The organism is Ramlibacter tataouinensis, from assembly GCF_027941915.1.
In the GTDB taxonomy this organism is placed as follows: Bacteria; Pseudomonadota; Gammaproteobacteria; order Burkholderiales; family Burkholderiaceae_C; genus Ramlibacter; species Ramlibacter tataouinensis_C.
The window spans coordinates 77419-91697 of record NZ_CP116009.1; the positions used below are offsets into that span (position 1 = coordinate 77419).

Annotated in this window: 12 protein-coding genes; 8 read left to right on the forward strand and 4 right to left on the reverse strand. The window is 70.4% G+C overall.

Features of this window, described 5'->3' with window-relative positions; translation table 11 throughout:
• Positions 1 to 59 precede the first annotated feature (59 nt).
• On the forward strand, positions 60 to 332 hold the full coding sequence (locus PE066_RS00345; protein WP_271234588.1) for a DUF4242 domain-containing protein: 273 nt from the start codon (positions 60 to 62) through the stop codon (positions 330 to 332).
• A 42-nt stretch (positions 333 to 374) separates the two neighbouring features.
• Here PE066_RS00345 and PE066_RS00350 read toward each other — a convergent pair whose 3' ends face one another.
• The gene (locus tag PE066_RS00350; protein ID WP_271234589.1) at positions 375 to 1406 is read right to left on the reverse strand and encodes an AraC family transcriptional regulator; all 1032 of its coding nucleotides are present in this window, start codon (positions 1404 to 1406) and stop codon (positions 375 to 377) included.
• A gap of 280 nt (positions 1407 to 1686) precedes the next feature.
• Between PE066_RS00350 and PE066_RS00355 the strand changes: the two genes are divergently transcribed.
• Positions 1687 to 2526, forward strand: a complete 840-nt coding sequence (locus PE066_RS00355; RefSeq protein WP_271234590.1) for a class I SAM-dependent methyltransferase — start codon at positions 1687 to 1689, stop codon at positions 2524 to 2526.
• 17 nt (positions 2527 to 2543) lie between these two features.
• On the opposite strand, the gene PE066_RS00360 is transcribed toward PE066_RS00355, so the two are convergent.
• A complete protein-coding gene (locus PE066_RS00360) occupies positions 2544 to 3443 on the reverse strand; it encodes a LysR substrate-binding domain-containing protein (RefSeq protein WP_271234591.1) in 900 nt (299 codons plus the stop codon).
• A 90-nt stretch (positions 3444 to 3533) separates the two neighbouring features.
• Between PE066_RS00360 and PE066_RS00365 the strand changes: the two genes are divergently transcribed.
• From PE066_RS00365 to PE066_RS00390, 6 genes are all read left to right on the forward strand, one after another.
• Positions 3534 to 4424 (forward strand): FAS1-like dehydratase domain-containing protein, encoded by an 891-nt coding sequence (locus PE066_RS00365; protein ID WP_271234592.1) that lies wholly within the window; start codon positions 3534 to 3536, stop codon positions 4422 to 4424.
• A gap of 16 nt (positions 4425 to 4440) precedes the next feature.
• The gene (locus tag PE066_RS00370) at positions 4441 to 5601 is read left to right on the forward strand and encodes an acyl-CoA dehydrogenase family protein (RefSeq protein ID WP_271234593.1); all 1161 of its coding nucleotides are present in this window, start codon (positions 4441 to 4443) and stop codon (positions 5599 to 5601) included.
• Positions 5602 to 5614: 13 nt separating this feature from the next.
• Positions 5615 to 6796, forward strand: a complete 1182-nt coding sequence (locus tag PE066_RS00375; RefSeq protein ID WP_271234594.1) for a CaiB/BaiF CoA transferase family protein — start codon at positions 5615 to 5617, stop codon at positions 6794 to 6796.
• A gap of 224 nt (positions 6797 to 7020) precedes the next feature.
• Complete coding sequence (locus PE066_RS00380; RefSeq protein ID WP_271234595.1) at positions 7021 to 8034, forward strand: TRAP transporter substrate-binding protein; 1014 nt, start codon at positions 7021 to 7023, stop codon at positions 8032 to 8034.
• 49 nt (positions 8035 to 8083) lie between these two features.
• Entirely contained in the window at positions 8084 to 8617 is a 534-nt protein-coding gene (locus PE066_RS00385; RefSeq protein ID WP_271234596.1) for a TRAP transporter small permease, read from the forward strand.
• A complete protein-coding gene (locus PE066_RS00390) occupies positions 8614 to 9891 on the forward strand; it encodes a TRAP transporter large permease (RefSeq protein WP_271234597.1) in 1278 nt (425 codons plus the stop codon). Before PE066_RS00385 ends, PE066_RS00390 begins: the two co-directional genes overlap by 4 nt.
• A gap of 18 nt (positions 9892 to 9909) precedes the next feature.
• Here PE066_RS00390 and PE066_RS00395 read toward each other — a convergent pair whose 3' ends face one another.
• Together PE066_RS00395 and ftsH are read right to left on the reverse strand one after the other, a co-directional pair.
• Positions 9910 to 12030, reverse strand: a complete 2121-nt coding sequence (locus tag PE066_RS00395; protein ID WP_271234598.1) for a VTT domain-containing protein — start codon at positions 12028 to 12030, stop codon at positions 9910 to 9912.
• A gap of 10 nt (positions 12031 to 12040) precedes the next feature.
• Positions 12041 to 13978 (reverse strand): ATP-dependent zinc metalloprotease FtsH, encoded by a 1938-nt coding sequence (gene ftsH, locus PE066_RS00400; RefSeq protein ID WP_271234599.1) that lies wholly within the window; start codon positions 13976 to 13978, stop codon positions 12041 to 12043.
• Between the last annotated feature and the right edge of the window lie 301 nt (positions 13979 to 14279).

Sequence of the window (14279 nt, forward strand, 5' to 3'; positions counted from 1 at the left end):
TTGACGCGCGCCGGCCCGCCCGGAAGAATGGTCTGGCGCCCCTGATCCGGAGACGTCCCATGCCGAGGTACCTGATCGAACGCGACATCCCGGGCATCGGCCAGGCCGGCCCGCGGGAGCTCAAGGCGCTGGCCCTGAAGTCCGCCCGCGTGCTGCGACAGCTCGGCCCCGAGATCCAGTGGGTGCACAGTTACGTCGCCGGCGACCGGATCTATTGCGTCTACCTCGCGGCCAACGAAGACCTGCTGCGCGAGCACGCACGCTTGGGCGAATTTCCGATCAGCCGCATCAGCCGGGTCGCGACCGTGATGGACCCGACGCTGGCCGAGTAGCTTCGTCGGACGCTCGCACGCCCGGCGTCCCGCGCAGCGGCCTCAGCCTGCCTGGGCCCGCTTGGGCTCGAGGACAGCGCCCTCTTCTGTGCCGGTCGCCAGCCGCAGGCCCGGACGCCGCTCGATCTGCTGCTTGCGCCAGGCGGCCGGCGGCACGCCGAACTCGCGGCGGAAGGCGCGGCTGAACGCGGCATCGGTTTCGTAGCCGACCTCCTCCGCCACCCGCGCCAGGCTCAGCGAACTGCCGCGCAGCAGGTTGGCCGCCAGAGCCATGCGCCAGCGCGCCAGGTAGGCCATCGGGGTCTGGCCGACGAAGTGGGCGAAGCGCTCGGCCAGCACCGAGCGCGAAGCCCCGGCCTCGCGCGCCAGGCTTTCCACGGTCCAGCCCTGCGCCGGGCTTTCGTGCAGCCGCGAGAGCGCCTTGCCCACGATGCGGTCGCGCAGGCCCGCCAGCCAGCCGGTCTGCTCGGGCGGCAACTGCGCCATGTGGCGGCGCAGGGTCTCGACCATCATCACCTCGGACAGCTTGGCCAGCACGCCCTCGCCGCCCGGCCGCGGCGAGCCGGCCTCGGCCACGGCGTAGCGGATCGACGCTTCCAGCCAGTCGGCACTGGCGTCGCCGCGCAGGCTGACCCGCAGCACGCTCGGCAGCGCCGCCAGGATCGGGCGGCACAGCCGCGGGTCGCATTCGAGATAGCCGCAGATGAAGCCGGTGGCCTGGCCGCCGCCGCCAAAGCGCAGCATGCGCGGCTTGCGCCGCAGCAACGCCGGCAGGTCCACCGGGGGACCGGGTGCGACCTGGGCCTCCGAGGCCATGCGGTGCGCGTCGCCGTGCGGAAACATCACGATGTCGCCGGCCACCAGTTCCAGCGGCGGGCCGTCCGCCATGGAGATCGTGCAGCGGCCCTCGGTCACGAAGTGGTAGAGGATCAGCTGCTCGGCGCCGGGATGCAGGGTCTGCATCACCGACGCGGCCTGCGGCGCCTGGAAGCACCAGGGCGCCGTGAAGCGCGCATGGAAGAACACCGCGCTGCCCAGCCGCACCACCTTCAGCACCTCCGACAGCGCATCCATACCGGCCTCCGGGTTCGAGCAGGGCACCGCCCACTCCGCAGCATTCTCCGGCCCCGGTTGCGCGCTGTCGATGTGGCGTCAGCCCGGCGCTGCAGGTGCGGACGGCTGGACACAGCCGGCGGACGGTTGGGCAGGAATGGACCGGGACGCCGCGCCGGCGGCCGCGCAGCGCCGGACGCCCGGACAAAGCTGGCCGACGCGCAGCCGGGCGCACGCCGGGGGAACTCCGAAGAATTCCCTTCGCGCATTTCGCGCTCCTCCACCTTCCAGGAAGCCCATCATGTCCATCGTCCTCGACTCCCCAACCCAGGCCAGCGCGACCCCCGACTACGCGGCCATCAAGCAGCGCCAGCAGGCCACCTGGGCCAGCGGCGACTACGCCGTCATCGGCACCACGCTGCAGATCATCGGCGAGACGCTGTGCGAAGCCGTCGACCTGCGTGCCGGCGAACGCGTGCTCGACGTGGCGGCCGGCAACGGCAATGCCACGCTGGCGGCCGCGCGCCGGTTCGCCCGCGTCACGTCCACCGACTACGTGCCGCGGCTGCTCGAGCGCGGCGCCGAGCGCGCCCGCGCCGAGGGCCTGGAGGTGCAGTTCCAGGTCGCGGACGCGGAGGCGCTGCCGTTTCCCGACGGCAGCTTCGACGTGGCGCTGTCCACCGTGGGCGTGATGTTCGCGCCCGACGCCGAACGCTGCGCCGCCGAGCTGCTGCGGGTGGTGCGCAGCGGCGGCCGCATCGGCCTAGCCAACTGGACGCCCGAGGGTTTCCTGGGGCAGGTCTTCAAGCTGCTCGGCAAGCACATGCCGCCCCCGGCCGGCGTGCGCTCGCCCATGCAGTGGGGCGACGAAGGCCGCCTCGGGGAGTTGTTTGGCGCGCGCGGCGACGTTCGCTGCCAACGCCGGATGTTCAACTTCCGCTACGCATCGGCCGCCCACTGGATCGACGTGTTCCGCCGCTGGTACGGACCGACCCACAAGCTGTTCGCCGCGCTCGACGCAGCCGGCCAGCAGCGGCTGGACAGCGAGCTGACCGCCCTGCTCGACCAGTGGAACCAGGGCGGTCCGGCCTCGCTGCTCATCCCGGCCGAATACCTGGAAGTCGTGGTGACCGTTCGCTGAGTGGAGTGCAGGCGCCGTCAGGCCGACGGCGCGTAGTGCTGGCAGACCGCATCGACCAGCGCACGCGCGAAAGCCGGCAGCGCCTCCTTGTCGCGCACCAGCAGGTAGCGCTCGCGGATGCTCCAGGCATCGGTCAGCTCGACCAGGGCCAGGTTCATGGCGGCCTGGTTGCGGCGGGCGGCGCTTTCGGGCATCACGCCCACGCCCACGCCGGCGCCGATCATCCGGCACATCGCCTCGAAGCTGCTCAGCTGCACCCGCAGCTTCAGCCGCTGGCCCATCTGCTGGGTGATGGCGGCCAGGAAGGTCTGCAGGGTGCTGCCCTCGTGCATGCCGATCGCGTCTTCCTGCAGGGTCTCGGCAAAGGACACCCGCTTGCGGCGCGCCAACCGGTGCCGGCGCGAGGTGACCAGCACCAGCCGGTCGGTGCTGAAGTGGATGGTGCGCAGCCCCAGCGTGTCCAGCGGACCGGCCACGATGCCGATGTCGGCGCGGCCGTCGAGCACGCCGCGCGGGATCTCAGCGTTCGGTTTTTCCTGAAGGTCCACGCTGACCCGCGGGTTGCCGGCCAGGAAGGCGGGCAGGATCTCGGGCAGGAAGTCGGTGACCGCGGTGGTGTTGGCGAACACCCGCAGGTGGCCGCCCAGGCCGTCGCCATACTCCAGCAGGTCGGCCCGCAACTCGTCGGCCTGGCGCAGCACGCCGCGCGCATGGTGCAGGAAGGCTTCGCCGGCCGGCGTCAGCCGCACGCCGCGCGCCTGGCGCAGGAACAGCGGCAGGCCGGACTGCGCCTCCAGTGCCTTGATGCGCGCACTGGCGGCCGCCAGCGACAGGTGCTGCAGCACCGAGGCGCGGGTGAGGTTGCCCTCCTCCGCCGCCGCCACGAACAGGCGCAGGTCGGTCAGGTCGAAATGCATGGCGGTTGCGGGCAAGCCTTCAGTTTATCCGAAGGCTCGCTTGCAAAATCGCGGATGGTGCGCGGCGCTGCGACAGGGCACCATCGCGGGATGAGCGCACCACCGTCCGCGACCGCCATCGATCCGCAGACCCTGTCGCACCTGCAGTCCTGGGTGGGCCGCACCGAGACGCTGGACGACGCCGTGACGCCGGTCCCGATCCGCGCGCTCTCGGCCACCCTCGACCTGCCCGCCGCGGATGCCACTGCGGGCACGGCCCTGCCCCCGCTGTGGCACTGGCTGTATTTCCTGCCGCTGTACCGGCAGAGCGAGCTGGGAGCCGACGGCCATGCGCGGCTGGGCGGCTTCCTGCCGCCGGTGCCGCTGCCGCGCCGCATGTGGGCCGGTGGCCGCCTGCAGTGGGAGCCCGGCAACCCGCTGGTGGTGGGCGATGCGATCCGGCGCGTGTCGCGCATCGCCTCGGTCGCGCACAAGGCGGGCCGCAGCGGCGACCTGCTGTTCGTGCTGGTGCGCCATGAGATCCACAACGCGCAAGGCCTGGCGCTGACCGAGGAGCACGACATCGTCTACCGCGCCCTCCCCCAGCCCGGCGATCCGACGCCGGACCCGGTCGCAGCGCCGCAGCAAGCCGCCTGGCAGCAACAGGTCGAGCCCGACCCGGTGCTGCTGTTCCGTTTTTCCGCACTGACCTTCAACGGCCACCGCATCCACTACGACCGCCGGCACGTGACCGAAGTCGAGGGCTATCCCGGCCTGGTCGTGCACGGGCCCCTGATCGCCACCCTGCTGGCCGGGCTGGTGCGCCGGCACGCGCCGCAGCGCTTCATGCGCCGCTTCGAGTTCAAGGCCGTGCGGCCCACCTTCGACCTGCACCCGTTCCGGGTCATGGGCCAGCCCGCCGCCGATGGCAAGACCGTGCGGCTCTGGTCGCAGGACCACCAGGGCTGGCTGGCCATGCAGGCCACGGCCGAGATGGCCTGACCCATTCAAGGACACCATGAAACAAGCTCCCGACGAATACCAGGACATCCGCGACGCGGTGCGCGCACTGTGCGCCGGCTTTCCGCCCGAGTACCACCGCCAGGTCGATGCCGAGCGGGCCTACCCCGAGGCCTTCGTGGACGCGCTCACCAAGGCCGGCTGGCTGGCGGCGCTCATTCCCGCCGAGTACGGCGGCTCGGGCCTGGGCCTGGCCGAGGCCTCGGTGATCATGGAGGAGATCAACCGCAGCGGCGGCAACGCCGGCGCCTGCCACGGCCAGATGTACAACATGGGCACGCTGCTGCGCCACGGCTCGCCCGAGCAGAAGCGCAAGTACCTGCCGAAGATCGCCTCCGGCGAATGGCGCCTGCAGTCGATGGGCGTGACCGAGCCGACCACCGGCACCGACACCACCAAGATCAAGACCACCGCCGTGAAGAAGGGCGACCGCTACGTGGTCAACGGCCAGAAGGTGTGGATCTCGCGCGTGCAGCACTCCGATTGGATGATCCTGCTGGCGCGCACCACGCCGCTGGCCGAGGTGAAGAGGAAATCGGAAGGCATGTCGATCTTCATGGTCGACCTGCACGAGGCCGAGAAGAGCGGCCTGACCGTGCGGCCGATCGCCAACATGGTCAACCACGAGACCAACGAGCTGTTCTTCGAGAACCTGGAGATCCCGGCCGAGAACCTGATCGGCCAGGAGGGCCAGGGCTTCAGGTACATCCTGGACGGGCTCAACGCCGAACGCACGCTGATCGCGGCCGAATGCATCGGCGACGGCTGGTGGTTCCTCGACAAGGTGACGAAGTACGCCGGCGAGCGCATGGTGTTCGGCCGGCCGATCGGCCAGAACCAGGGCGTGCAGTTCCCGATCGCCGAAAGCTACATCGAGGTGGAGGCGGCCAACCTGATGCGCTTCAAGGCCTGCCGGCTGTTCGACGCCGGCCAGCCCTGCGGCGCCGAAGCCAACATGGCCAAGTACCTGGCGGCCAAGGCCAGCTGGGAGGCGGCCAACGCCTGCCTGCAGTTCCATGGCGGTTTCGGCTTCGCCCACGAATACGACGTCGAGCGCAAGTTCCGCGAGACCCGGCTGTACCAGGTGGCGCCGATCTCGACCAACCTGATCCTCAGCTACGTGGCCGAGCACGTGCTGGGCCTGCCGCGCTCGTTCTGAGGAAGGCCTGACCATGACCCGGCCCCTGGACGGCATCACCGTCGTTTCCCTGGAACATGCGATCGCCGCGCCGTTCTGCACCCGCCAGCTCGCCGACCTGGGCGCGCGCGTGATCAAGATCGAGCGCCCCGGCATGGGCGACTTCGCGCGCGCCTACGACAGCCGGGTCAAGGGTTTGGCCTCGCACTTCGTCTGGACCAACCGGTCCAAGGAAAGCCTGACCCTGGACCTCAAGCAGCCCGGCGCGCTGGCGGTGCTGTGGCAACTGGTGGCGCGCGCCGACGTGCTGGTGCAGAACCTCGCGCCGGGCGCCGCCGCGCGCATGGGCCTGGGCTACGACGCGTTGCGGCAGCAGCACCCGCGGCTGGTGGTGTGCGACATCTCGGGCTACGGCGAGGACGGCCCGTACCGCGACAAGAAGGCCTACGACCTGCTGATCCAGAGCGAGGCCGGCTTCCTGTCGGTCACCGGCACGCCCGAGGATCCCAGCAAGGCCGGCATCTCGGTGGCCGATATCGCCGCCGGCATGTACGCCTACACGAGCATCCTGTCGGCCCTGCTGCTGCGCGACAAGACCGGCGAAGGCAGCCACGTGGATGTCTCCATGCTGGAGTCGCTGGCCGAATGGATGAGCTTCCCGCTCTACTACGCGTTCGACGGCGCGGCCCCGCCCCCGCGCGCCGGTGCCTCGCACGCCAGCATCTATCCCTACGGCCCGTTCCAGGCCGGCGATGGCGGCACCGTCATGCTGGGCCTGCAGAACGAACGCGAGTGGAAGGCCTTCTGCGAAGGGGTGCTGCAGGACGCCTCGCTCGCCGCCGATCCGCGGTTCGCCAGCAACGCCGCGCGCAACGAGCACCGCGACGAGCTCCGGGCGCTGATCCTCGCCACCTTCGCCGGCCTCGCCACGCAGGACGTGCTGGACCGGCTGGAGCAGGCGCAGATCGCCAATGCCCGCATGAACGACATGGCCGGCCTGTGGGCGCATCCGCAGCTGGCCGCCCGGCAGCGCTGGCGCCAGGTGCAGTCGCCCGCCGGCGCCCTGCCCGCCCTGCTGCCGCCCGGCCGCACCGACCGCTTCGAGCACCGCATGGATCCGGTGCCGGCCATCGGCGAGCACACCGACGCCATCCTGCGCGAGTTGGGGCTGGCCGAGGCCGAGATCGCCGGCTTGCGCCACAGCGGCGCGATCTGACCTCACGCCTCGCTCCCGCGCGCTCGGGCTCGATGCGGGCGCGCGCGACCGCGTGGACGCGCGCGAGCGAGCGCGCGTGAGAGGCGGGCACATGCCCGTTCTCCGGCAGGGACAAGCCCGGCTCACGGTCTAAGTACTTCCCCCCGCAGCGCCGCGCCGGCGATTTGCCTAGCATGGGGGATCTTCCGATCACTTGGTTTCATCTTCAACCCAAGGAGAGCAGCATGCCGATCGAACATCCCTCCCGACGCAAGGTCCTGGTCACCGGGGCCGCCGTGGCAGGCGCGGTGGCCGTGCCCTTCATTGCTTCGGCGCAGTCGCCGCTCGTCGTCAAGTTCAGCCACGTGGTGGCGGACCAGACGCCCAAGGGCCAGGGCGCGGTGAAGTTCAAGGAAGTCGCCGAGAAGAAGCTGCCCGGCAAGGTGCAGGTCCAGGTGTTCCCCAACTCGCAGCTGTTCGGCGATGCCAAGGAGCTCGAGGCGCTGCTGCTGGGCGACGTGCACTTCATCGCGCCGTCGCTATCCAAGTTCGACCGCTACACCAAGAAGATCCAGGTGTTCGACCTGCCCTTCCTGTTCGACGACATGGAGGCCGTGGACCACTTCCAGTCCACTGCCCAGGGCAAGGCGCTGCTCGATGCCATGGTCGGCCGCGGCCTGCGCGGACTGGCCTATTGGCACAACGGGCTGAAGCAGTTGTCCACCAACCGCGACAAGCTCACCCGTCCCGAAGACGTGAAGGGCCTGAAGTTCCGCATCCAGGCCTCCGACGTGCTGGAGGCGCAGTTCCGCGCGCTCGGCGCCAATCCGCAGAAGATGGCCTTCGCCGAGGTGTACCAGGCTCTGCAGACCGGCGTGGTCGACGGCCAGGAGAACACCTGGTCCAACATCTACTCGCAGAAGTTCCACGAGGTGCAGAAGACCATCGCCGAGACCAACCATGGCGTGATCGACTACATGGTCGTGACCAACGCCAAGTGGTGGGACGGCCTTGCCGCCGACGTCCGCAAGGGCTTGTCGGAAGCCATGGCCGAAGCCACTGCGCACTCCAACAAGCTGGCGGCGGAGATCAACGAGTCAGACAAGAAGAAGATCGCCGACGCCGGCAAGGCCAAGATCCAGAAGCTGTCCAAGGACGATGTGGCCGCCTGGCGCAAGGCCATGGAGCCGGTCTGGAAGAAGTTCGAGGGCGACATCGGGGCCGACTTGATCGCCGCCGCCCAGAAGTCGAACAAGTAACCACAACACAGGCAGGGCCCGGTTTCTTCCCGGGCCCTTCTTACGTCCGATGCGCTGGCTCGAATACCTCGAAGAAGGCCTGGTGATCGTGCTGATGGCGGCCATGACCCTGGTCACCTTCATGCAGGTGGTCGCCCGCTACGTGTTCAACTACAGCTTCGTCTGGGCGCTGGAAATCACCGGCGTCATGTTCGCGTGGCTGATCTTCATCGGCATGTCGTATGGCGTGCGGGTGGGTGCGCATATCGGCGTCGACCTGCTGGTGCGCTCGCTGGGCAGGAACGCGGCGCGCGCCGTCGGGGCAGTCGCCGCGGCGCTGTGCATCGTCTACGCCCTCATCGTGGCGTGGGGCGGCTGGCAGTACGTGAGCAAGATGCACGACGTCGGCATCCTGATGCAGGACATCCCGATCCCGCAGTGGATTCCCCGGCTGGTCGTTCCGCTGGGATTCGCCCTGCTGGCGTTCCGCTTCGCGCAGGTGCTGTGGCGCAGCTTGTCGGGCCAGGAGGTGCACCTGCTGGGCGACGAGGCCCAGGAGGCCCTGAAGCTGCAGGAAGAAGAAGGCGCGGGGGGGCGCAAGTGACCATCGCCGTCCTGTTCATCCTGCTGTTCGTGTTCATGGTGCTGGGCATGCCCATCGCCATCGCGCTCGGCCTGTCCTCGCTGGCGACCATCCTGCTGTTCGCGCAGGACTCGCTGGCGTCGCTCTCGCTCAAGCTGTACGAGACGTCCGAGCATTACACGCTGCTGGCCATTCCGTTCTTCATCCTGGGCGGCTCGTTCATGACCACCGGCGGTGTCGCGCGCCGCATGATCCGCTTCGCCAATGCCTGCATCGGGCATCTGCGCGGCGGCCTGGCCATGGCTTCGGTGATGGCCTGCATGCTGTTCGCGGCCGTGTCGGGCTCGTCGCCGGCCACCGTGGTGGCCGTGGGTTCGATCGTGATCGCCGGCATGGTCAAGGCCGGCTACCCGCAGAGCTTCGCCGCCGGCGTGATTTGCAATGCCGGCACGCTGGGCATCCTGATCCCGCCGTCGATCGTGATGGTGGTGTACGGCGCCGCCACCGAGACCTCGGTCGGCAAGCTGTTCATGGCCGGCGTGATCCCGGGCATCCTGCTCGGCCTGTGCCTGATGGTCGCGATCTACATCCGGGCCCGCATCCTCGACCTGCCGCGCCAGCCCCGCGCCACGCTCCGCGACGTGCTGACCTCCGGGCGCGACTCGCTGTGGGGCCTGCTGCTGGTGGTGATCATCCTGGGCGGCATCTACGGCGGCATCTTCACGCCCACCGAAGCGGCTGCCGTGGCGGCGGTGTACGCCTTCATCATTGCCGTGTTCGTCTATCGCGACATCGGCATGCGCGACGTCCCGCGGGTGCTCCTGGAGTCGGGCAAGGTCACGATCATGCTGATGTTCATCGTGGCCAATGCACTGCTGTTCGCACACGTGCTGACCACCGAGCGGATCCCGCAGACGATTGCCGAGACCATCGTTGGCTGGGGCATGCCGGCCTGGCAGTTCCTGGTGGTGGTCAACATCCTGCTGCTGATTGCGGGCATGTTCATGGAGCCCACCGGCATCATCCTGATCCTGGCGCCCATCCTGTTCCCGATCGCCATGCGGCTAGGCATCGACCCGGTGCACCTGGGGATCATCATGGTGGTCAACCTGGAGATCGGCATGGTCACGCCCCCGGTCGGGCTGAACCTGTTCGTCACGGCCGGCATCACACGCATGACCATCATGACCGTGGCCCGTGCCGCCCTGCCCTGGACCCTGGTGCTGCTGGCCTTCCTGATCTTCGTCACCTACGTACCCTCGGTGACGCTGCTGCTGCCCAACCTGCTGTTCTGACGCGAGTCGCGCCCGCCTTCAGCGTGACCTCGCGGATCCGTACGTCGCCACCCCGAATCGTCGCCAGACGGCCACCACCAGCGCCGCCATGGCCGCGGCCGCCAGCGCCAGCAGGCTCCAGTTCAGCGCGTCGGGCTGCTCCAGCACGCGGCGTACGCGCCCGGCCAGCAGGAGCGCCAGCGCGATCGGCGGCACCAGGCCGACCGCGGTGCCGACAAGGAAGTCGCGCAAGCGCACGTGCGAGGCGCCGGCCACCAGGTTCAGCTTGGCGAACGACGCCAGCGGCAGCAAGCGCAAGGCCGCCACCGCCAGCGGCCCGTTGCGCGCCAGCCGCCGCGTGATCTCGTTCAGCCGCGCGCCGGCGATGCGGCGCACGGCGCTGCGGCCGATCAGCCGGCCTGCCGCGTAGTTGGCCGTGGCGCTGAGCAGCGCGCCCCCGGTGGCGAACAGCGCGGCCGCCAGCGGGTCGTAGGCGAAGCAGGTAGCGACGATCAGCAGGGACAGCGGCATGCCCAGCAGGCCCGCCATCACGTAGGCGCCGAGCAACGCCAGCGGCGCCGCCGGCGCCTCGGACAGCGCGCGCAGCGGGACCGGCGCCAGCCACTCGCGCAGCGGCGTCCAGCGCCAGGCGATCGCGAACAGGGTGATCCCGGCCAGCACCAGGGCAAAGCCGATCACCCGCCCGGCCATCGATCGCGCCAGGTCGGGCGGTACGAACTCCTGCATCAGCACCTCGGGGTCGGCCGGGCGCTCCGGGTCGATCAGCGCGCCGGCGGGCAGGATCATCTCCAGCTCAGGCGTGACCGGCGGGTCGATGGGCAGCAGCGTGCGCCCGGGCCGCCGCAGCGATTCCACCGCCGGCACCAGCCGGCCGCCCTGGCTCGCGATCGCTTCCGCCACGGCTGCCGCCGGGACGTCCAGGTGCTCACCCAGCAGGCGGTCGCGCAGCCCGGCGATGGCGCGGCGGATGCGCTCGTTGCCGCCGGCCTCGATCACGAGGTTGCACTCGGTATCGAAGCCCATCGAGCGGTTGTTGAAGTTGGCCGATCCCACGCTGCACAGCTCATCGTCGACCACCAGCACCTTGCTGTGCACGTTCAGCAGTTGCGCGGCGTCCAGCTCCGGGATGTGCGGATAGAACAGCCGGTAGCGGCCCAGGCTATCGGCGGCCTGCAGCCGCTGGTGCAGGCGACCGCGCAGCGCGCCCATGGTGCGTGCCTCCAGCCAGCCTTCTTCCGTGAGGCGCGACACCACCAGCACGTCCGGCGCCGCCGGCGACCGCAGGCGCTCCTCCAGCGCCGCGCCGACCCCGCTGGAGCTGAAGTACTGGTTCTCCAGGTACAGCGTCCGGCGCGCCGCGGCGATGCCGTCCAGGTACAGCTGGCGGATCTCCTCCACCGCCGGCCAGGAAGGCCAGCCCGGATCGGTGCGGGCGATGGCCACCGGCAGGTCGGTGGCTTCCGGGCGCACCTGCGGCGGCCAGGGATCGTGCGAGGCGGGTCCGCCGAGGGGCGGGGTGCGTTCGCCCAGCCGCGCCCAGCGCTGGCGGCACAGCTCGCCCAGTGCGCGCGCCGCGTCGCCGTCGACCAGCGCCTGCACGTCGTGGTTGGGCCGGGCCTGCCGTCCCTGCACGTCGCGCCGGTGCGGCTGCTCGCGCCGGTGCTCGGGCGTGTCCCAGCGGCCATGGGTCAGGTCCAAGCCGCCGACGAAGGCTACGGCATCGTCGACCACCACCACCTTCTGGTGGTGCGAGCCGCTGGGCGGGTGGCGGGCATCGAGCTTGAAGTGCAGCCGCGGATGCGGACCGGCGCGCCAGCCCAGCTTGTAGAGCGGGAACCACTTGCGGTCGCCGGCCATCACCACCGCGAAATCCCAGCACAGGACGTGCATCCGCAGTTCGCGGTTGCGATGCACGACCTCGCGCAGGAACGGCCCGAGCGCGCGCGGCCAGCCGTCGTCGGCGCCGCCGGGCACCAGTTCGATGTCGGTGTCGATGTCCCAGCCGAGGATGAAGACGCTGTGGCGGGCGCGCGAGATCGCCGAGCGCACCGCCGCAAAATAGTCGGCGCCATCGACCAGGAAGGCCAGCCGGCGGGCCTGCTCGATGCGCCAGCAGTTGCGGCCCGGCTGCAGCAGCATGCCGGCTCCCTCAGGCCGGCAGCGGCCGGCCGGGCAGCTCGGGCGCCGGCGGCAGGCCGGTTGCCTGCAGGATCTCCCGCTCGCCGACCGTCTCGCGCTCCAGCAGGGCCTTGACCAGCGCATCGAGCGCCGGCCGGTGCTCGCGCAGCAGGCGCTTGGCCTGCTCGTGGCACTCGTTGATGATGCGGCTGACCTCGGCATCGACCAGCCGCGCCGTGTCCTCGCTGAACGGCTTGTCGCCGCCAACAAACCCGGCCGGGCCGCCCAGGTAGGGGTTCTGCCGCGGTGCCAGCTGCACCATGCCGATGGCATCGCTCATGCCCCAGCGCGTGACCATGCCGCGCGCCAGCTGCGTGGCCTGCTCGATGTCGTTCTCGGCGCCGGTGGTGCGGGTGCCATAGACCACCTCCTCGGCCGCCCGCCCGCCCAGCATGCCGACGATGCGGGCGCGCAGGTAGGCCTCGGGGTAGTTGTAGCGGTCGGTGGCGGGCCGCTGGTAGGTCACGCCCAGGGACTGCCCGCGCGGCACGATGCTGACCCGGTGCACCGGGTCGGCACCCGGCATCACCAGCCCCAGGATGGCATGGCCGCTCTCGTGGTACGCGATGCGCTCGCGGTCCTCGGGGCCGAGCAGCAGCGGCCGCTCGGGCCCCAGCACGATCTTCTCCAGCGCATCGAGGAAGTCCTTGTGGCGCACCTCGAGCTCGTCGCGCCGGGCCGCCAGCAGCGCCGCCTCGTTGACCAGGTTCTTCAGGTCGGCGCCGGAAAAGCCCGGCGTCGCCGAGGCCAGGTCGGCCAGGTGCGCGTCGGCGGCCAGCGGCACCTTGCGCGTGTGCACCTTCAGGATCGCCTCGCGGCCGACCTTGTCCGGCAGGTTGACCACCACCCGGCGGTCGAAGCGCCCGGGCCGCAGCAGGGCGCGGTCCAGCACGTCCGGCTGGTTGGTGGCGGCCAGCACGATGATGCCCTCGCGGCCAGTGAAGCCGTCCATCTCGGTCAGGATCTGCTGCAGCGTCTGTTCCTGCTCGCTGGCGCCGCCGATCGCCATCGGGCCGCGGGCGTGGCCGATGGCGTCGATCTCGTCGATGAAGATGATGGCCGGCGCGTGCTCGCGCGCCTGCTTGAACAGGTCGCGCACGCGGGCGGCGCCGACGCCGACGATCATCTCCACGAACTCGGCCGCGCTCATCGAGAAGAACGGCACGCCGGCCTCGCCCGCCACCGCCTTGGCCAGCAGCGTCTTGCCGGTGCCCGGCGAGCCGACCAGCAGCACGCCCTTGGGCGCGCTGCCGCCCAGCCGCGTGTACTTGTCGGGCGACCTGAGGAAGTCGACCACCTCGACCAGCTCGTTCTCGGCCTCGTCGATGCCGGCGACGTCGTCGAAGGTCACCCGCTGAGCGCCTTCCACGTCGTAGCGGCGCGCCTTGCTGCGGCCGATGCCCATCAGGCCGCCCATGCCCATGCCGCCGCCCTGCGCGGCGCGGCGGTACAGCCAGACGTAGAAGGCGATGATCAGGATCGCCGGCCCGAACCCGAACAGCAGCGTGGCCCAGCCGCTGCCCTCGCGGATCGGCACCGCGCTGATCTCGACGCCGTGCTCGATCAGGTACTGCTCGAGGCCGGGATCGACGAAGGCCGGCAGCTCGGTGGTGAAAACCGCCGACGTCTGCGGCTGGACCTGCTGCCAGCGCCGCGGGGCAGGCGGCTTGTTCTCCTGCCCGCTGGCCACCTCGGCGGGCGTGGGCCAGGTCACCGGCGCGGCGAAGCGGCCCTCGATGCTGGTGCCGCGGCTGTAGATCACCTCCACGTTGCGCTTGCCGGCCTCGGCCTTGAACACCGTGTAGGGCACCGACACCGGCTCGCCGGCCCCCGGGAACAACAGCCGCACCAGCAGGTAGTTGCCCAGCACGATGGCGATGAACACCAGCCAGGCGTTGCGCGGAGGCACGCGCGGCGGCATTCCGGGACTGCCGGGCGCCGGACGGCTTGGCGGCGACGCAGGGGACCGGCCGTTCATGCCGCCCCGGCTGCGCCGGCCGCCCGCAGGACTCGCCGGAGTGCGGCACCCCGGGGCCGAGAGGGATGGGGAAACGGCTGCATGGCGTGGGCGGCGACTCGGGCCACTCTATCAAAGGGGGCTGTTTTCCGGTGGCGGCACCTGCTTGCTGCTGGTTCCGCCCCCCGGAGCGGAATCCCTGCGATTGAAACAACTCCAGACGGGTATTCACGCCTCGTAACCAACGAAGCCG